Source organism: Bacillus cereus group sp. MG20, assembly GCF_040459885.1.
GTDB classification, from domain to species: Bacteria; Bacillota; Bacilli; order Bacillales; family Bacillaceae_G; genus Bacillus_A; species Bacillus_A cereus.
On the sequence record NZ_JARVHF010000001.1, the window covers coordinates 1,149,638 to 1,169,579 of the forward strand.

Genomic DNA, 19,942 nt, shown 5'->3' on the forward strand with positions numbered 1-19,942 from the left:
GGAGCAACTTATTACAGTTGCTCCCTTTTACTTTTATTCTACGCTTGTTTCTAAAGCTACATCCGTATAGGTATTATCATTACCTATATTTAAAATTACTTCACATTGACGCAATCTCAATTCAAAGAGCATGATAGAATCATGATAGATTTCAGGATTTGATTTCATCTTATGTAATATCTCTTGTTTTTCTTGTATTTCTATATGCGTGTTTTCTACAGCTTGCTTTAAGGAGTTAAATGGATTCCTAAAGAATATATTAATATCTCGCTCTTGTGTGTTTTCAAACAGCTCAAATTGCAAGAAAAATTTCTTCATAATAGAAGCCGTTACCTCAGTATAATCTTCATTTTCTACATACTGTTTGTATTTGTTATATAGCATAGATTTATTTTTAGGAAGAACTCCAAATAATTTACCGGCACTTTTCAGTAAAAATTGTGCTGGCGTAAATCGACGTAAAATATTTACTTCGTCCATTTGTATTCTAGTCGTCATCCTGTCAGTATCTCTGCGCCAGTCATCAAGCACTTTAAAGTCACATTCTAACTGTATTCTATTTTCTCCAAATAGTGAATTAAGCCCTTCACTAAGTTCTTCTAAATACGTTTGACTTTGAAGAAGCTCATTATTAGAAGTTGCAATCCAATTTTGCATAGAAAGAGCAAGATTAGATAGTACAGTTTGTTCTAAATATTTATGCACTCTTTCATTCATTGCTTTATTTAGTTCCGTATCCATGTGCCCGAAATCACTTTCTTCACTAATTATATTAGAACAACTCTTTAATATCTTCGGGATATTTTCAGTAAGATCATTCGTAATTTCAGTCTTCATTGAACGATATGATTGTGTAATGAAATGAATTTTTTCCCTCTCAAATGCAGTAAGGTTATTAATGCTACCGTTTAGTTTCACTAGCATATCTTCATTCCAATTAATAGCATCCACTAGATTGTTTTCTTTCTCAACACGTTTACCCAAAAGATATGTAATTGTTTTTCGAATGAAATATAATAACTTTTCAGTACGTTCTGCATCGATATGTTTATGATTAAAGTTAAAATGAATAAACTCAGTTAAATCATTTAATTGTTGACTACTTGTATATAACGAAGAATAAGGGAAAATTCTCGCATGTGGGAAATATGTGTTTATTCTCGCTGCCGTATCATGTAATACCCTTTTTACTTCTGCTTCACTGTAAATGTTATCAATTTTATTTAATAAGAAATGAATTTGTAAATTTGGCGTATGTTCTTGAATACTTAATAGAATGTCACGTTCTTTATCAGTAAAAGGTGAATCCGCATTCAATACGAACAGTAATTCGTCTACAGAATTTAAATATTCGAATATCTCATCTCTAGTGTCGTTATTCCTATTAAAGCCAGGTGTCACTACAAATGTAAGTTTATTTTCATTTAAAAATCTGCATGGTAATTTAAATTCAACACATGCTCTATCTCTATATGTTTGATGGTGCTGGGACATCATATTATGGTAATCAGAGACATCTTCCGTTGTTGTAATTGCTGAGTCTGTTATGGCGTTTATTTCTATATGAGCATCATTTTTTAAAACTACTACATTTGAAATTGATTTTTCTAATATATTTTCTCCTAATATAGAGTTAATAAATGTAGTTTTTCCGTTTCCTGAAGTTCCCGTTACTAAAATACGATTTGTTCTTAAATCTGCGAGCTCGTCAACTAGCCATTTAAATCGGTGACCTATTTCTATATTGTGCTTTTGTGCCCATTGTGTAATAGATTCAAAAAGATGTAAGCTGTACTCTAAGCCATTTACATGATTAATAGAATGTGACAATAAGTTTTCCGCATGTTCTATATTTGCTGAATCTATTTTGGAAGGGAAAATCTCATCCCATGCCAATACAGCTGCAGATGGAAATACAGCATAAGATGGATTGACTACCTTTAACCAATTTGCTAACAGATTTGGTATGATATCGTTTAATTGTCTAAGCGTATATTGACCTTGAATTAATGCAAAGTACGTTTCTTCGTAAAGAGCAGAAACTTTGTTCCATATATCGGACGAATGTATTTCAATATGTAAGAAAAATTCATTTATTGTGTTAAGCCACAATAAGTAATTTTTTTCATTTTTATAACTGTTCCAGAGTGATGAAACCATTTGCGTAAATTGTACTTGATCTACATTATTTAATGTAGCTAATGCATCATAAAAATAGTCTGGTGAAATATGTTTAGTAAACCCTTTATCGATATATCCTTTTAACACCTCAAACCAAGGATACGATTCTATGCGAATTAACTCATTCACAGCAAGCTCTACTGCACTATCAAAATCTTGCTGTTCCTCATAAAAGGAACGGGCAATTTTTGTGACATTCGGATAATCAGGATTTAAAGAAACTGCTTCTTTAATAACACCGAAAGCTGAGTCAAAATTATTTTGCTCAATGTAAAGAGAAAGTAATTGTAGTCTAATTTCGGTCATCAATATTTTATTATCAGTGGTAATAGAAGTATAAATATTTTCAGCAAATGATAACTGATTAAGTTCGAAATAAGCATCCGCAATATTTTTTTGTGCCCATGGTGCTAATTCATTACTAACCTTCTCCCATTTAAAAATAGCTGCTTCAAAATCTTGATGACGATAATAAAATTCACCTTGTGCAAAACGAATATAAGACCCATCAGAAATCTCATTTTTTTCTTCGTTTACATAAGCTTGTCCAAGTACGTCAAGAGTTGGTTTTGTTTCATTCTCCATTAGGAATGTTTCATAATACATCTTTTTTATTAATTGTTTTTCTAATCTCATCTTTTCCCCCACTATATCTTGAAAATACATTTTTAAGATATATCAATACTTTTTGTATGTATGCTTTTTATCTTAACAAAGAATATCTTTTGGAAAATTTCATTTTCCTTTCATTTTTCAAGTTAGATTGAATTTTTATGAGAAAAGTTTCAGTTTTTTTTCAATTCCCTTTCAGTTATGAAACAGCATTAAATGTTCCTAATAACCTAATAACACTATAATATTCCACATTATATTATCAGGAAAATCCCATATAAACCATATTATAAAAACAATCTATATTGAATTTATATACATAATTCACTGTGCTGTCAAACAAAAAAAACAATAAGAGCCAACAGCTATTCATACCATTTCTTTCTCAAATTGTTTTCCTTTAAAATGTTTCAGTAGTTATGTAATTAAATTCCATTAACCTATATAAATAACTAGTCCAAAAAATATCTATATGCATATCATGTTATAGTAAAGAATTTAGGAGATCCTAAAAGGAGGCATTTTCATGTTTGAAGATAAATCTAAAATAAATTACCCATATGAATTTACTGAAACTACAACAGTTCCTCTAAAGAACCCCATTGACAAAAAATTCAAGAACGGGACAGGTACACATAACTTTCCAATTAAGAAGCACTATAAAGAGCAAGTTCTATACACTGAAAAAATCAATAATAATAAAAATAAATAATTGTATAGATCCTTATAACAATTAGCCAAATAAGAAGCAACATTTGGCCATGCATAGTTATTTGGTTAGTAATGTAGAAATCTTTATTATACAATTCATGCACCTTTTAAAAAGTGCTGTATACAGCGCTTTTTTATACATAGATAAATTTAAGCTAACGCAACCAAGAAATAAACTGCAAAATTACTCCACCTTATTTTCGTTTAACAATTAAATCTACATATTAAAAGGGAGCAACAGTAAATGTTGCTCCCTTTTGAAAAGTAATTTTATTCACTCTACATAACCCTCTTAAACATCTTTTCCAACTCATAAGTAGAATGATGCACAAGAATCGGTCTTCCGTGTGGGCATGTGTATGGGTTTGTTGTTGTACGTAATTCTTCCAGTAAGGCAAATATTTGATCGTTCGTTAAATATTGATTCGCTTTAATGGACGCTTTACAGCTCATCATGATGGCTGCTTCTTCACGTAACTTTTTAATATCAACTTTTTTTAGTTTAACAACTTGCTCCATCATTTCATCGATAATTTCTGTTTCTTGTCCTTTCGGGAACCATGTTGGATGCGAGCGGACGATAAAGGATTGATGGCCGAATTGTTCTAAAAATAGCCCGACTTTTTTTAGTTCTTCTAACTGTTCTTCGACACGTAAAAATTCAGTAAGAGATAGATCAATACGGTACGGTACAAGTAACTCTTGTACTTCTTGCGCTACCCTTCCTACTTTATCACGGAAGTATTCATAATTAATACGTTCCTGCGCGGCATGCTGGTCAATCATATATAAGCCTTTATCATTTTGAGCGAAAATATATGTTCCATGCATTTGTCCAATTGGATAAAGTGGTGGTAAGTCATTCCCGTTCATTTCAATCTCTTTTATTTCCCGAACTTCTTCTTCTAATTCCTCTAGTTCAAAGTCCTCTTCATTACTGTCCCACGATTTCTCTTCTTGAATTGGTTCTTCGATTATCGGTTTAGTGGATGGTTGCCAACTTTGCTCTTCTCTTATGAGCGACTGTGGTGGTTGCCAATCTTGTTTCGGCGGTTGCCAAAGCTGCGCTGGCTGTTTCACAGCCTGCGGTTCTTCTTGTTTTGCATCCATGCCAGTTGGTAAAACAATGTCCGGCATAGATGGTTCTTTCGGCTTCGCATGCTCAAACTGGAACTGTTCTTGCACACTTTCGTCTTTTTCTTTTTTCTTCGTTGTTACGCCTGCATCTGGAATGAGCTGTATTTTTTTAAATGCAGCTTGCAATGTTTCTTCGATCAGCTTTAGCAATTCTTGTTCTTTACTAAAACGAACCTCTAACTTCGCTGGATGTACGTTAACGTCAACTAGCATTGGATCCATTTCAATAGATAAGAAGCCAATTGGATACCGGCCGACTGGCAGTAATGTATGGTATCCTTGCTGAATTGCTTTCATTAGTACAAAGTTTCGAACGTAACGACCATTTACGATCGTTGACATATAATTTCGAGATGCTCTCGTTACTTCTGGTAATGTTACATAGCCTTTAATTGTAAAGTCTAAAGATTCAGCTTCAATTGGAACAAGCTTCTTCGCAACTTGAATACTGTAAATCGATGCAAGTACTTGTCTTACATCACCGTTACCTGATGTATGAAGCAATTTCTTTTCATTATGAAACAGTTTTAACGATACTTCTGGATGTGACATTGCAATACGATACACGATATCTGTAATATTTCCGAGCTCTGTATGAATGGTTTTCATATATTTAAGACGCGCTGGTGTATTAAAGAATAAGTTTTGTACTGTAATATCTGTTCCTTTTCGGCTCGCAGTCTTCTCTTGCTTTATAATGTCTCCACCTTTAATAATAAGGTGTGTACCAGGTGCATCACCTGTGCTAGTAATTAATTCTAATTCACTAACAGAGGCAATACTCGGCAATGCCTCACCGCGGAAACCGAGTGTTCTTATGCGAAACAGATCATTTTCATCTTTAATTTTACTCGTCGCATGGCGTTCAAAAGCGACGATACAGTCTTCTTCTGCAATACCATCACCGTTATCAATGATACGAATTTTCGATAACCCAGCTTCTTCTAAGTGGATTTCAATAGATGTACTATTCGCATCGATAGAATTTTCCACAAGTTCTTTTACGACTGAGGCAGGGCGCTCTACTACTTCCCCTGCCGCAATTAAATTAGAGAGTTGGTCATCGAGTTTGCGAATTTTCCCCATCTACTTACTCATCCTTTCTTTAACTTCTTCTGTAAGCGATACAATTCGTTCATCGCTTCTAAAGGTGTCATATCAAGTAAATCGATTTTTTTAATTTGCGCAAGTACTGCGCTTTCTTTTTGATCAAGCACAGGCTTGTCTTGTTTTTTTGAAGATTGGTCTCCTCCAAAGAAAGATAGTTGTGACTCTTCTTCAGTCTCTTCTTTCTTTTCTTGTATTTCTGCCAGTTCTTCTTTTACAACTACAGGTTCTGGAACAACTTCTTGTACCTTTACTTCTACACGCTTTGGAATAATAATTTCTTCCTGTCCTTCTAGTTGTGCTAATACTTCTTTCGCACGAGCGATTAAGCTATCTGGAAGCTCTGCAAGTTGCGCAACGTGAATTCCGTAACTTTTATCAGCTGCTCCATCTTGAATTTTATGAAGGAATACTACTTTTCCATTCTCTTCAATTGCTGAAACGTGTACATTTTTCAGTTGATCTAAACTCTCTTCTAACACAGTCAATTCGTGATAATGCGTAGAGAATAACGTTTTTGCACCAATTTGGTCATGAATATGTTCAATAATCGCTTGTGCAAGTGCCATGCCATCATACGTAGATGTACCTCGTCCAATTTCATCGAATAAAATTAAACTTCTTTCTGATGCGTTTGCAATTGCATTTTTCGCTTCTAACATTTCGACCATAAATGTACTTTGACCTGAAATTAAATCATCTGCTGCACCAATTCTCGTAAAGATTTGGTCAAATACAGGTAATACTGCTTCTGTTGCTGGTACGAAACAACCAATTTGTGACATAACCGTTACAAGTGCTAACTGTCTCATATACGTACTTTTACCAGACATGTTCGGTCCTGTAATTAAAAAGACATCCATCTTCTCTGGCATAATACAATCATTCGGTACATACAATTTCCCGTTCAATACTTTTTCAACGACAGGATGACGACCATCTTTAATAAAGATTTCACGCTTCGTTGTTAGTACAGGTTTTACAAACTGTTCTTCTTCACTAACTGTCGCAAAACTTTGCAGTACGTCTAATTCACTAATTACTTTCGCTAAATGTTGTAATTTCGGAATAAATACTTTTACTTCTTCACGAAGCGCTGTAAATAAATCGTATTCTAGTTGTACAATTTTTTCTTCTGCTTCTAAAATTAACGTTTCTTTTTCTTTCAGTTCATCTGTAATGAAACGTTCAGCATTAGCAAGCGTTTGTTTTCGTTCGTAGCGGCCTTCTGGAAGTGCTGCAAGATTCGCCTTCGTCACTTCAATGTAGTAGCCGAAAATACGGTTGTACCCGATTTTTAACGATTTAACTCCTGTAATATCACGCTCTCGTTTTTCAAGCTCAGCGATCCACGTTTTTCCGTTTTTACTAACGTAACGATATTGATCAAGCTTGTCATTATAACCGTCTTTAATAATATCTCCATCTTTAATAGAAAGCGGTGGGTTTTCTTGAATACTTCTTCCTAGTAATTCAGTTAAGCTCTCACATGGATCCGCCCCTTGAATTAACCTTGCTGCATAAGCATTATCTAACAAACTAATCGCTTCTAAAATAGCTGGTACTTGAAGTAAAGATCGTCTTAACTGTAATAAGTCCCTTGCATTGACATTACCAAATGCAACTTTTCCTGCTAAACGTTCTAAATCATATACTTCTTTTAATTTTTCTTTTAAATCTTCACGTAAGAAGTAATCATTTACAAATGTTTCAACCATTTCTAAACGCTCTTCAACTTTTTCTTTCTGAATAAGTGGACGTTCCATCCACTGTTTTAACATACGACCACCCATAGCTGTTTTTGTTTTATCCAATAGCCATAATAATGATCCTGTTTTTTCTTTCGTTCGAAGTGTTTCTGTCAGCTCTAAATTTCGCTTTGAATGCACATCAATTTTCATAAATTGATTCGTATAATAAATTTCTACAGGTTGTAAATGATCTAATGAACGTTTTTGCGTTCTTATCACATAGTTAAATAAGCGTCCAATTGCTTTAATTAACTTTGCTTGCGAAACATTTTTCACAAGATGTTCTAATCCTTCAGGAATTGCCGTTGCATCTTCATATGAGATTGTCATTTTTAACGTTTCAGTTAATTTATTTAATTCATCTTTAGAAAATGAAGAATCTACAACAATTTCTTTCGAACCAGTTGCATACACTTCTAATAAAATATCTTCTACTGAACCTGTTAACAACGTTACTGTATTTTGTCCAGTCGTTAAATCATTACAAGCTAATGCATATGATCCATCTTCAAAATGTGTTAATGCGGCTAAAAAGTTATTTTCTTTCTCATCAATCGTACGCCCTTCCATCATCGTTCCTGGCGTAATTAGTTGTACTACTTCACGGCGCACTACACCTTTAGCTGTTTTTGGATCTTCCACTTGCTCACAAACAGCTACTTTATATCCTTTTTCAACAAGTTGTTCAATATAGTTTTTAGCTGCATGATGCGGTACACCGCACATCGGTATACGATCACTACTGCCACCATCTCGGCTCGTTAATGTAATTTCAAGCTCATGAGCTGCTTTAACGGCATCTTCAAAGAACATTTCATAAAAATCGCCTAATCGGAAAAATAAAAAGGCATCTTGATAGTCTGCCTTAACCTTTAAATATTGCTGTATCATAGGGGTATATTGCGTCATACTTTTCCTCCATAATTCTTACATAGTAATCAATTTTCATATATGTCACATTTCACGGACATCCATATCTCCTATTTCAGGAGTCTTTCTTCATTATAACATATTTCATAAAGAATCATGTTCATTCAGCGCCACTTATATAAAGTAAAAAGCTAGGAAGAACTTCTCCCTAGCTTTCTATTACTCTTCTTCTGCATCAACGATAAAGTTCGGATCTAATTCTTCAAATTCATCATCAGCAATTTGGAAATCATCATCTGATTCTACGCAGCCTTCAGGATTTACACTTACACAAATTTTCGTTTCTCCAACTACTTCTGTTACAAATTCACGTTCTACAGTTACAACAATTTTATTACCGTTTGGTGATACAAGCGCTTCTAAACAATTTGGTGGCTGAATAACACGAGCAATAATTTCTAAATCGTCACCAGAAAAGTTTTTATCACGATAACCAATGCTTACTTCGTCCGTGTAGTTCACACGTTCTGTTACAACTTCAGTCTTTGTATTTCCATCAAATGAATACCAAGTGTTCACATCATAGAAACCTTCAATTTCCACATGCTTCCCATTCTTTCTTGCTTCGTACGAGTGGTTAATTACCCAGCACCCTAAAATACTTGTTGGTTCATTATTCGATTCACATGTATGCGTTGACTTTGTATACTTACGTCCTTTTCCAACCACTGCTTTTGTAATAATCTCTCTAAATTCGGACATTCGTAACCCTCCTCAATCACTATTCACTTAATCATATGCGTGACAATAGCGGAATGTGTCATTCTTTTTTTGAGAAGAACTTACGTTTAATCAACTAAAAAAAAGAGATGTCAATATGACATCTCTTTAACAACCACAATTTCCTTTTTTACTTTCTACCGCTGCGCCAGTTTCACCCTTAAGTACATCGCCACCAGTTGAAATTAATATTTCATCTGTAACGTTGTTAGAAATTGTACTAGCAACTAACTGTAATAAATCATTTACGTATGTTTGTGAAGATTTAAATTCTTGTACGACTGGAATACTGTCTAACTTATCTTGCAATGCATCAATTTCAGCTTCTACCTTTTTTAAAGCTTCCCACTTCCCGTAATGTTGCAAGTTTACTGCTTGTTTTTGCAGTGCTTTAATTTCATCGATTGCGCGCTTTACATTTTCATTTTTATGAATTTGCGCCTCTGCTTTCTTAAAAAAATCAACTTCTTCTGTTTCAGAAATCATTTTTGCTAATTCTTTCGCTTGTTCAACAATGTCATCTTTCGAATATACTTTCATCTATTATTTCACCTCAATCGGCTCTTCAACTAATTCCCCGTTAAGAGACCAAGTTTTTGCTTCCATTACTTTTACTTTCACAAGCTGACCAATTAAAGATTTTGAAGCGACGAAGTTTACAAGTTTATTCGTACGAGTATAACCTGCAAGTACTTCCGGATTATTTTTACTTTCCCCATCAACTAACACTTCTACAATTTGACCTTTATAACGACTATTCTTTTCAATTGCCAACGTATTTACTAGTGTATTTAAGCGTTGAAGACGTTCTTTCTTTACTTCCATCGGTACATTATCTTTCATTTTTGCAGCTGGTGTACCTTCGCGAGGAGAATAAATAAATGTAAAGGCAGTATCAAATCCTACTTCACGATATAACGACATCGTTTCTTCAAATTGCTCATCTGTTTCATTTGGGAAACCAACGATAATATCTGTTGTTAATACTGCATCTGGAATTGCTTCTTTAATTTTTCTTACAAGTTCTAAATAATGCTCACGTGAATATTTACGCGCCATAATTTTCAACATATCTGTACTTCCAGATTGAACTGGTAAATGGATATGTTCTACTAGGTTGCCACCTTTGCCAAGCACTTCAATTAAGTGATCATCGAAATCACGTGGATGGCTCGTTGTAAAACGAATACGGGCAATATCAACTTTACGAAGTTCGTCCATTAAATCGCCAAGACCGTATTCTACATCTTCAAAGTCTTTACCATATGCATTTACGTTTTGTCCAAGTAACGTAATTTCTTTATAACCATTTGCAGCTAAATGACGAATCTCTTGGATAATATCTTCTGGACGTCTACTTCGCTCTTTTCCGCGTGTATACGGTACAATACAATACGTACAGAACTTATCACAGCCATACATAATATTTACCCAAGCTTTAATATCACCACGACGTACTTTCGGAAGGTTTTCAATTACGTCGCCTTCCTTTGACCATACTTCAACTACCGTCTCTTTCGAGAACATCGCATCTTTTAGAATGTACGGTAATCTATGAATATTATGCGTTCCAAATACCATATCTACATGCTGATTTTTTTGCATAATTTTATTTACAACAGATTCTTCTTGAGACATACAACCACATACACCAATTAAAAGGTCCGGATTTCTTCGTTTTAGTGACTTTAAATGGCCTAGTTCACCAAACACTTTATTTTCAGCATTTTCACGAATCGCACAAGTATTTAATAAAACTACATCTGCATCCTCAGTTGAAAAAGTTGGTTCATATCCAAGCGTTGTGAAAATACCTGCCATTACTTCCGTATCATGCTCATTCATTTGACAACCATATGTACGAATATAGAACTTTCGGCCTGTACCAAAATTGCGAAACTCTTCAGGTAAGCCAAAATCCCGTTCAATTTTAACTTCTTCTTTCCCGCGCTTTTTCGCATCCTTTAAGGAAGGTGGTTGATATACACTTTCAAAGTATTTACTATAATCTTTCTCTTCTTTTTTCGTAGAGGAATTTGCTTGTTGACTTGCTAATCGTTGTTGCTCGTTCATCGGTAATCTCCTTTCACCCTTAACTATACACACTCTATAGTCCATTTTAATGCGCTTAGACTCACCTCAAAAATGGTTAGATAGCTTGGAGATAACTTGTCCTTTGAAACTTGAGTAATCAATCTAATCATTCATAAGAATGAAGTCTTCCCCACGCAAATAGACATTCCCTTTTTATCATTTCTTGTTGTCCTACCCAAAAGCATATTGCTTTATCCCTATAAACATTACCATAGTATGACGTGTTTCGCCAATTTTAACAATCCAGAGGCCCTTTATTATCTTACATTTCATAAGCAATGAACTTGCCATTTTCATACAACGATTTACATATTATTTTACCATTCTGAATTTTCTAAGTAAATAAAACTACCCTATATTTTTTGCACATAAAAAAGGTTGCCAAATCGGCAACCTCCTCTTCTTACATTACATAAATTCAGCAACAAGCTCATCAAACATTTTCTGATCCATATTTAAATCAGATTTCACTAAAGGCTCTTCACTATAGCCTTTAACAAGTTCTTGATATGATGGTTGCTTAGTATTTTGATAAATCAAACCTGTTACTAAACCGTTATTTTCCATTAACGTTTGCATAGCCATCATGCGATTAGATGGATCATATCCCTCTACTGTGCTTAGTTTCGTTAAGTTCTCTTTAAACCAATCGTAAGTATTTACTTTATTATAAGTAACACATGGACTGAATACGTTAATTAATGAAAATCCTTTATGATTAATACCAGCTTCAATAATTTGTGTTAATTCTTTTAAATCACTCGAAAAGCTTTGCGCCACAAATGTCGCACCAGCTGTTAAAGCCATTTCCATTACATTTAGTGATGGTTCAATTGAACCTTGTGGTGTGCTTTTCGTTTTAAATCCCGCTTCACTACGTGGTGAAGTTTGCCCTTTTGTTAACCCGTAAATTTGGTTATCCATTACGATGTACGTAATGTCGATATTACGACGAATAGAATGGATTGTATGTCCCATACCAATCGCAAATCCATCACCGTCACCACCTGAAGCGATAACTGTTAAATCACGATTTGCCATTTTCACACCTTGTGCAATCGGAAGGGCACGACCATGAATACTATGCACACCATATGAATTAATATAACCTGAAATACGGCCTGAACAGCCGATACCAGAAATAACAGCAAGTTCATCTGGATTTAAGCCAACGTTAGCTGCTGCACGTTGAATTGCAGCTTGCACTGAGAAGTCTCCGCAACCTGGGCACCAGTTTGGCTTTACACTGTTACGAAAGTCCTTAAATGTTGCCATTTAATACAACCCCTTTTTTGCATTCGTTGTAAATCTCTTTCGGCAAGAATGGGTTTCCATCATATTTTAAAAGACTAGAAATTTTCTCACCATTACCAAGATTCATTTTCATAATGTTAGCAAGTTGACCTGTTGCATTGTTTTCTACTACTACAACACGCTTCGCCTTTTTCACAAGTGGATCGATTTCAGCTGTTGGGAACGGGTGAATTAAACGCACATGAGCGTGGTTTACTTTCATACCCTCTTGTTCTAAACGCGTCATTGCCTCTTCGATCGCACCACGAGTTGAGTTAAATCCAACAAGCAATACGTCTGCTTCTTCATGCTTAACATTTTTATAAACAGGGGTATTAAACTTCAAGTTCTCCATTTTACGGAAACGTTTGTCCATTTGATCTTTACGGTTTATTGCTGATTCCGATGGTTTTCCAGTTTCATCATGTTCTACACCTGTAACATGGTGAACACCATTTTTCATACCAGGTAAAACACGCGGCGAAACGCCGTCTTCTGTTACTTCATAACGCTTGAAGTATGCTTTATTTTCACGTTCTGGTAATTCTGCTTCTAAATCAAGCTTACCACGACGAATTTCCACTTTATCTAATTTAAGTGGTTCTACTGTTTGTTTTCCTAACGAAAGCTGTAAATCTGTTAAGAAAATAACAGGAACTTGGTATTCTTCAGATAAGTTAAATGCTTCTACAATGTCATAGAAAGCTTCTTCAACTGTACTTGGCGCCATTACGATTTTTGGAATTTCACCATGCGTACCGTAAATCATCGCCATTAAGTCAGACTGTTCTTGTTTCGTTGGTAATCCCGTACTTGGACCACCACGTTGTGTATCAACAATTACTAATGGGGTTTCTGTAATACCTGCTAAACCGATTGCTTCCATCATTAATGACAGACCAGGACCAGCAGATGCAGTTAATGTACGAACACCAGCATAGTTTGCGCCGATTGCCATTGTACAAGCTGCAATTTCATCCTCAGTTTGGATTACTGTTCCGCCGACTTTCGGTAATTTTTTAATTAAGTATTCCATAATTTCTGATGCAGGTGTGATTGGGTATGCTGACATAAAACGAGCACCACCAGCTACCGCACCAAATGCGATTGCATCGTTTCCAATCATAAACATGCGTTTTTTACCATCAGCTTTTTCAAGCTGCATCATGTTTACTTTCTCACCTAGTAATTCTTTCATATATTGAGAGCCGCGTTTAATTGCGTCCATATTCTTTTGAACGACTTGCTCTCCTTTACGACCAAAGATTTCTTCAACAACATCTAAATAAGCTGTTTCGTCTAATCCTAATACTGCACTTGATGCTCCAACAGCAACCATGTTTTTCATTAATGATGTGCCTAATTCTGAAGCAATATCTGTAAACGGTATCACATATAGATTTACATCTGTATTGTCGGGTATTGTTGGATTAAATTTCGCATCCGCAACTACAATTCCACCTGGACGTAGTTCGTGGAAGTTAAAATCAATTGTTTCTTGGTCAAAAGCAATTAAAATATCTAAATCATCTGAGATCGCGCGTACTTCTGTTGTACTTACACGAATTTTATTATTTGTATGGCCGCCTTTTATACGTGATGAGAAGTGGCGGTAACCGTATAGGTAATATCCTAATCGGTTTAATGCAATACAGAAGATTTCTCCTGTACTTTCAATTCCTTCACCTTGTTGGCCTCCAACTTTCCATGAAAGTTGACTAATCATCTCCTACACCCCTTTTGGCTGCATTCATTGTAGTGTATTTTTTTACAGTAATAGTTTAGCATTTTTTATGCAAATAAACTACAACGGACGCAAATTATGCCTCTTCTGATTTCCCTGAATCTTTAGTATAAAGCTATTTTGTTTTTCATTCTAGTATTAGGTCTTAAAAAAAGCAATAAAATCAAATGAATTAATTTTAATTTTTCTGAATTTTAAACCACAAACTTAAAAACTCATATGTTCAACAAAATTATCATATAAAAATCTTTCTACAGTAGATGCAGCATAGTATTTATAAAGCTCATTCATGACATTTTCATAATCTCCATAGGCAGATACATTGACAACCGTATCTACAATCCCATCAAAATCTGAACCAAACCCTATATTGTTTTCTCCACCTAGCGAGCAAATATATTCGATATGTTTTATGATATCAGTTATATTTGCTTGCCTTTCACTTGTTAGAAACTGCGGTACAAAAGTGACACCGATCATGCCATTTTTCTTTATAAGAGCTTTAAGTTGTTCATCGTTTAAATTACGTGGGTGCTCGCAAAGTTTCATACAATTTGAGTGGGAAGCAATAGGATTTTTTGCAATCTCTATAACATCCCAAAAACTTCTTTCATTTAGATGAGACACATCAGTCCATACATGTAGCGCATTCAGTTCTTGTACAACCTGTTTACCAAAATTCGTTAAACCCGCCCCACGTGTCTCTAGCGCACCATCAGCTAAGAGATTGGCATAATTCCATGTTAGCCCAAAAGAACGTACTCCTAGGCGATACAACAACCGTAATTTCATTGCTTCTTTTCCAATTGCTTCGCATCCTTCTAGTGTTAATATCGCTCCAACCTCGTCCTGTTTTAACATGTTAATATCATCTTGTGTCTGAATAAACTTTACACCTGGTAGGGATAAAATTTCATTATAAAAAATATCTACCATTTGTAATGCTGCTTCAAATCGGTTTTCATATGCCACTGTTTCTGGTACATATATAGCAAAACATTGTATACTTCCTTTTCTTCTCTTTAACTGTTCAAATGTAATATGTAATTGTGAATCATCGTTAAAATTCCTTTTCCCTTGTGCACTCCATAACTGAAGAAGCACGTCACAATGAGCATCAAAAATTTTCATTTTCATTCCTCCATTATAAAAACAACCTGTTTGCATACTGCAAACAGGTTGTTTAAAACTTAACGAGGTTCTACAATTAATTTTATTGCTGTACGCTCTTCGCCATCAATCATAATATCTGTAAACGCTGGGATACAAATCAGGTCCAAACCACTAGGCGCTACAAATCCTCTTGCGATTGCTACTGCCTTTACCGCTTGGTTCAATGCACCTGCACCAATAGCTTGAATTTCTGCTGTTCCGCGTTCGCGAATAACACCTGCAAGTGCACCAGCTACAGAATTAGGGACCGACGTTGCTTTAACTTTTAATATTTCCATTCCGCGTTTCCTCCTCGTTTCTTTAAAAAGTATTAGCAATTATTTCACTTTAACTTATATTCACGAGGAATGGCGCGTATTCCTGCTAAATTTTCGTAATTTTTCTAAAAAATTAAAATATAATAACTTATCTAAAATTTAACGGAAATTTACTCAAAAAATGGTTGATCGTCATTAATTAAAATGCGCTCAATTTTCTTTGCTTTTCCTGTATTTGGATCCACATCAATTAACACTGCACTTAATTGCGTTCTACCACTTGTTACTTCAAATCGTACCGGTAAGTTCGTTAAAAACTTCTTCAATACCGCTTCTCGGTCCATACCTAATATTCCATCATATGGCCCTGTCATCCCAACATCTGTAATATATGCCGTTCCGCTTGGTAAAATACGGTTATCCGCTGTAGGGACATGCGTATGCGTACCTACTACTGCTGTAGCACGTCCATCTACATACCAACCTAGCGCTTGTTTTTCACTTGTAGTCTCCGCATGGAAATCAACAAAGATAATATTCGTACGTTTTTTCGCAATATTAATTAATTCATCCACTTTACGGAATGGACAATCAATCGGAGGAAGGAAAGTACGTCCTTGTAAGTTAATAACTGCAACTTCTGTTCCATTACAGTTCACAAAGATAAGTCCTTTTCCTGGAGTTCCTTCTGGGAAGTTAGCTGGTCTTGCAAGATATTTTGCATCATCGATGAATTCAAATACTTCACGATTATCCCAAGCATGGTTTCCAAGTGTAACTGCTTGCGCCCCACACTCTAAAAAGTTTCGATATATTTTTTCTGTAATCCCACGGCCACCTGCTGCGTTTTCTCCATTAATGATTGTTACTGTAGGTGTATATTTTTTCTTTAATGCCGGTACGTATTGTTGAATCATACCTCTACCAGGAGATCCTACTACATCCCCAACAAATAATATTCTCATATGTCTTACCCTTTCTATGTACTGCATTTTTTATTGCTATAGCATTAAGGAAATTCCTTATAATATGTTTATTATAAGTTTGTTTCACTTTTACGCTATATAACTAACTGTCTTTATTTTATCCAATTCCAACACAAAAAAATAAAGTGGTGTTTCACCACTTTATTTTGCGTATTCCACTGCACGTGTTTCACGAATAACAGTTACTTTAATATGTCCTGGGTAATCCAGTTCATTTTCAATACGTTTTCGGATATCACGAGCTAAACGATGAGCTTCTAAATCATCGATTGTATCTGGTTTTACCAAAATACGAACTTCACGTCCTGCTTGAATTGCAAATGATTTTTCAACGCCTTCATAAGACTCTGAAATCTCTTCTAACTTTTCAAGACGACGAATGTAGTTTTCAAGCGTTTCACTACGAGCTCCCGGTCTTGCAGCTGATAAAGCATCTGCTGCTGCAACTAAAACTGCAATGATAGAAGTTGGTTCTGTGTCACCATGGTGAGATGCGATACTGTTTATAACTACAGGATGCTCTTTATATTTCGTTGCGAGTTCAACACCAATTTCAACGTGGCTACCTTCTACTTCATGGTCAATCGCTTTTCCGATATCATGTAATAGACCAGCACGTCTTGCTAGTTTTTCATCCTCGCCAAGCTCTGCTGCCATAAGTCCAGTTAAATATGCAACTTCCATAGAGTGTTTTAAGACGTTTTGTCCATAACTTGTACGGTATTTTAAACGACCTAAAATTTTAATTAAATCTGGGTGTAATCCGTGAACACCCACTTCAAACGTTGTTTGCTCTCCGACTTCGCGAATATACTCGTCCACTTCACGTCTTGATTTTTCGACCATCTCTTCAATACGCGCTGGGTGAATACGTCCGTCCTGTACTAGTTTATCAAGAGCGATACGAGCTGTTTCACGACGAATTGGATCGAATCCAGAAAGGATTACCGCCTCTGGTGTATCATCGATAATTAAGTCAATACCCGTTAACGTTTCTAACGTACGAATATTACGACCTTCACGCCCGATAATACGTCCCTTCATTTCGTCATTTGGAAGATTTACAACCGAAACGGTTGTTTCAGCAACATGATCAGCTGCACATCTTTGCATTGCAAGAGATAAAATCTCTTTTGCTTTCTTATCCGCTTCTTCTTTCGCGCGAACTTCACTTTCTTTTACCATAACAGCGATTTCATGAGAAACTTCATTTTCTACTTTACCAAGAATAATTGCTTTCGCTTGTTCGCGTGTCAGATTGGAAATGCGCTCTAATTCTGTTTGTTGCTTTTGAACTAACTCTCCCACTTTGCTTTCCAACTCTTCAATCTGTTGTTGTCTCGCTACAAGAGAATCCTCTTTCTTCTCTAACTGCTGCTCGCGTTTATCGAGCGTTTCGTCTTTACGATCAAGGTTCTCTTCTTTTTGCATTAAACGATTTTCTTGTTTTTGTAATTCGCTTCTACGGTCACGAATTTCTAATTCAGCTTCTGTACGAAGTGTATGAATTTCATCCTTTGCTTCTAAAAGCGCTTCTTTCTTAAGTGCTTCAGCCTCACGATTCGCTTCGTCTAGAATACGTTTCGCTTCATTAGCCGCACCATTAATCTTCGCTTCAGCAATAGACTTTCGAACAAAAAAGCCAACAACTGCACCGACTGTTGTTGCAAGCAAAATGGAGATGAGTATCCAAACTGTATTACTCATGATTTCACCTCCCCTTGCTATGAATGAAAAAAGACTGTCGGCATGTACATTGATTACAACATACAGCAAAGACCGTCGTCCCGCTTTTTTAAGGGACTTTCTTCATTTCACAATTAAAATGTCATATTATTATTTCGGTAAGATTTAAACCTTACTCCGAATATTACTTCTCTTCTTGAGAAGAGTATATCGTATATAAGAAAAAATATACATTCTCATTGTATCTATCGTAATTTTCATTGTCAAGCGTTGTCTACTTTTACTTTCTTTACCTTCAGTCCTGAATGTTATCTGAATTTGAAAAATTGATAGCATATTATCCTGGAAAACCTTAGTAAATACCATTTTATTCCCTTAAAACGTATGAATATTCCTCTTTACACATCCCATTTGAGTCAAAAAAATATTTTAACCACTACGATAGATACCTCTTTAATAGAAGGTAAAAAAATAAAAGACACGGGACCCGTGTCTTTTATTTTTTAATCTTGAAGAGTTGAATCTTCCGCGTCTTCCACACCAGAATCTTCACCAATTCCGTGATGATCACGAACAAAGAAGGCAATTTCCTCTCTTAAGTCCGTATTCTCTTTTAAGAATTGCTTCGAATTTTCACGACCTTGTCCTAAGCGTTCTTCATTATAAGAATACCAAGCACCGCTCTTTTGAACGATATCAAGCTCAGAAGCCATATCCAAGATTTCACCTTCTCTTGAAATACCTTCTCCGTACATAATATCAACTTCAGCAACACGGAATGGTGGCGCTACTTTATTTTTCACTACTTTTACTTTTGTTTTATTACCAACGATGTCGTTACCTTGCTTTAATTGCTCCGCACGACGCACTTCAAGACGGACAGTTGAATAGAATTTCAACGCACGACCACCTGGAGTTGTTTCTGGGTTTCCGAACATAACCCCAACTTTTTCACGAATTTGGTTAATAAAGATTGCAATTGTTTTTGATTTGTTGATTGCTCCTGAAAGCTTACGAAGTGCTTGTGACATTAAACGTGCTTGTAAACCTACGTGTGAGTCACCCATGTCTCCTTCAATCTCCGCTTTCGGTACAAGAGCTGCTACAGAGTCAATTACGATAATGTCAACCGCACCACTTCGTACAAGTGCTTCTGCGATTTCTAATCCTTGCTCCCCTGTATCAGGCTGTGATAATAGTAATTCATCTATGTTAACGCCTAATTTTTGTGCATATACAGGATCCATTGCGTGCTCCGCATCGATGAATGCTGCTTGTCCACCTTGACGTTGTACTTCTGCAATTGCATGTAATGAAACTGTCGTTTTACCTGAACTTTCAGGTCCGTAAATTTCGATAATACGGCCACGTGGGTATCCGCCTACCCCTAGCGCCACATCAAGTGCTAAAGAACCACTTGAAATTGTAGAAATTCTACGTTCCGCTTGTTCTCCTAATTTCATAATTGAACCTTTACCGAATTGCTTCTCTATTTGTTTTAACGCCATATCTAATGCCGCTTGACGATCACTCATTCAAAATTCCTCCTTAACTGAATTG

Annotated in this window: 14 protein-coding genes; 1 reads left to right on the forward strand and 13 read right to left on the reverse strand. The window is 35.6% G+C overall.

The window, feature by feature from the left end:
• Positions 1–33: 33 nt before the first annotated feature.
• Complete coding sequence (locus tag QCI81_RS05780; protein WP_071729831.1) at positions 34–2,817, reverse strand: dynamin family protein; 2,784 nt, start codon at positions 2,815–2,817, stop codon at positions 34–36.
• A 502-nt stretch (positions 2,818–3,319) separates the two neighbouring features.
• Here QCI81_RS05780 and QCI81_RS05785 point away from each other — a divergent pair.
• Complete coding sequence (locus tag QCI81_RS05785) at positions 3,320–3,505, forward strand: hypothetical protein (RefSeq protein ID WP_000461138.1); 186 nt, start codon at positions 3,320–3,322, stop codon at positions 3,503–3,505.
• 278 nt (positions 3,506–3,783) lie between these two features.
• Here the strand turns inward: QCI81_RS05785 and mutL are convergent, their stop codons facing one another.
• The 12 genes from mutL to recA all read right to left on the reverse strand — a co-directional run bounded on the left by mutL (position 3,784) and on the right by recA (position 19,917).
• Positions 3,784–5,727, reverse strand: a complete 1,944-nt coding sequence (gene mutL / locus QCI81_RS05790) for a DNA mismatch repair endonuclease MutL (RefSeq protein ID WP_353810640.1) — start codon at positions 5,725–5,727, stop codon at positions 3,784–3,786.
• An 8-nt stretch (positions 5,728–5,735) separates the two neighbouring features.
• Positions 5,736–8,408 carry a DNA mismatch repair protein MutS gene (gene mutS, locus QCI81_RS05795; protein WP_071729829.1) on the reverse strand — a complete coding sequence of 891 codons (2,673 nt, stop codon included), beginning with the start codon at positions 8,406–8,408 and terminating at the stop codon, positions 5,736–5,738.
• Between the two features lie 180 nt (positions 8,409–8,588).
• Positions 8,589–9,131: an outer spore coat protein CotE gene (gene cotE, locus QCI81_RS05800; protein ID WP_001288799.1), complete on the reverse strand. Its 543-nt coding sequence runs from the start codon at positions 9,129–9,131 to the stop codon at positions 8,589–8,591.
• Between the two features lie 126 nt (positions 9,132–9,257).
• A complete protein-coding gene (locus QCI81_RS05805) occupies positions 9,258–9,689 on the reverse strand; it encodes a YlbF/YmcA family competence regulator (RefSeq protein ID WP_000870460.1) in 432 nt (143 codons plus the stop codon).
• A gap of 3 nt (positions 9,690–9,692) precedes the next feature.
• Positions 9,693–11,222, reverse strand: coding sequence for a tRNA (N6-isopentenyl adenosine(37)-C2)-methylthiotransferase MiaB (gene miaB / locus QCI81_RS05810; protein ID WP_071729827.1), 1,530 nt, complete (start codon positions 11,220–11,222; stop codon positions 9,693–9,695).
• A 429-nt stretch (positions 11,223–11,651) separates the two neighbouring features.
• Complete coding sequence (locus QCI81_RS05815) at positions 11,652–12,518, reverse strand: 2-oxoacid:ferredoxin oxidoreductase subunit beta (RefSeq protein WP_000190155.1); 867 nt, start codon at positions 12,516–12,518, stop codon at positions 11,652–11,654.
• Positions 12,505–14,262 (reverse strand): 2-oxoacid:acceptor oxidoreductase subunit alpha, encoded by a 1,758-nt coding sequence (locus QCI81_RS05820; protein WP_000625417.1) that lies wholly within the window; start codon positions 14,260–14,262, stop codon positions 12,505–12,507. Before QCI81_RS05820 ends, QCI81_RS05815 begins: the two co-directional genes overlap by 14 nt.
• A gap of 225 nt (positions 14,263–14,487) precedes the next feature.
• Entirely contained in the window at positions 14,488–15,411 is a 924-nt protein-coding gene (locus QCI81_RS05825) for a dipeptidase (RefSeq protein ID WP_071729826.1), read from the reverse strand.
• A 59-nt stretch (positions 15,412–15,470) separates the two neighbouring features.
• Positions 15,471–15,731, reverse strand: coding sequence for a stage V sporulation protein SpoVS (gene spoVS, locus QCI81_RS05830; protein WP_000404341.1), 261 nt, complete (start codon positions 15,729–15,731; stop codon positions 15,471–15,473).
• Positions 15,732–15,880: 149 nt separating this feature from the next.
• The gene (locus tag QCI81_RS05835; protein ID WP_001221097.1) at positions 15,881–16,675 is read right to left on the reverse strand and encodes a TIGR00282 family metallophosphoesterase; all 795 of its coding nucleotides are present in this window, start codon (positions 16,673–16,675) and stop codon (positions 15,881–15,883) included.
• 162 nt (positions 16,676–16,837) lie between these two features.
• The gene (rny, locus tag QCI81_RS05840) at positions 16,838–18,403 is read right to left on the reverse strand and encodes a ribonuclease Y (protein WP_071729824.1); all 1,566 of its coding nucleotides are present in this window, start codon (positions 18,401–18,403) and stop codon (positions 16,838–16,840) included.
• A 482-nt stretch (positions 18,404–18,885) separates the two neighbouring features.
• A complete protein-coding gene (recA, locus tag QCI81_RS05845) occupies positions 18,886–19,917 on the reverse strand; it encodes a recombinase RecA (RefSeq protein WP_071729821.1) in 1,032 nt (343 codons plus the stop codon).
• Between the last annotated feature and the right edge of the window lie 25 nt (positions 19,918–19,942).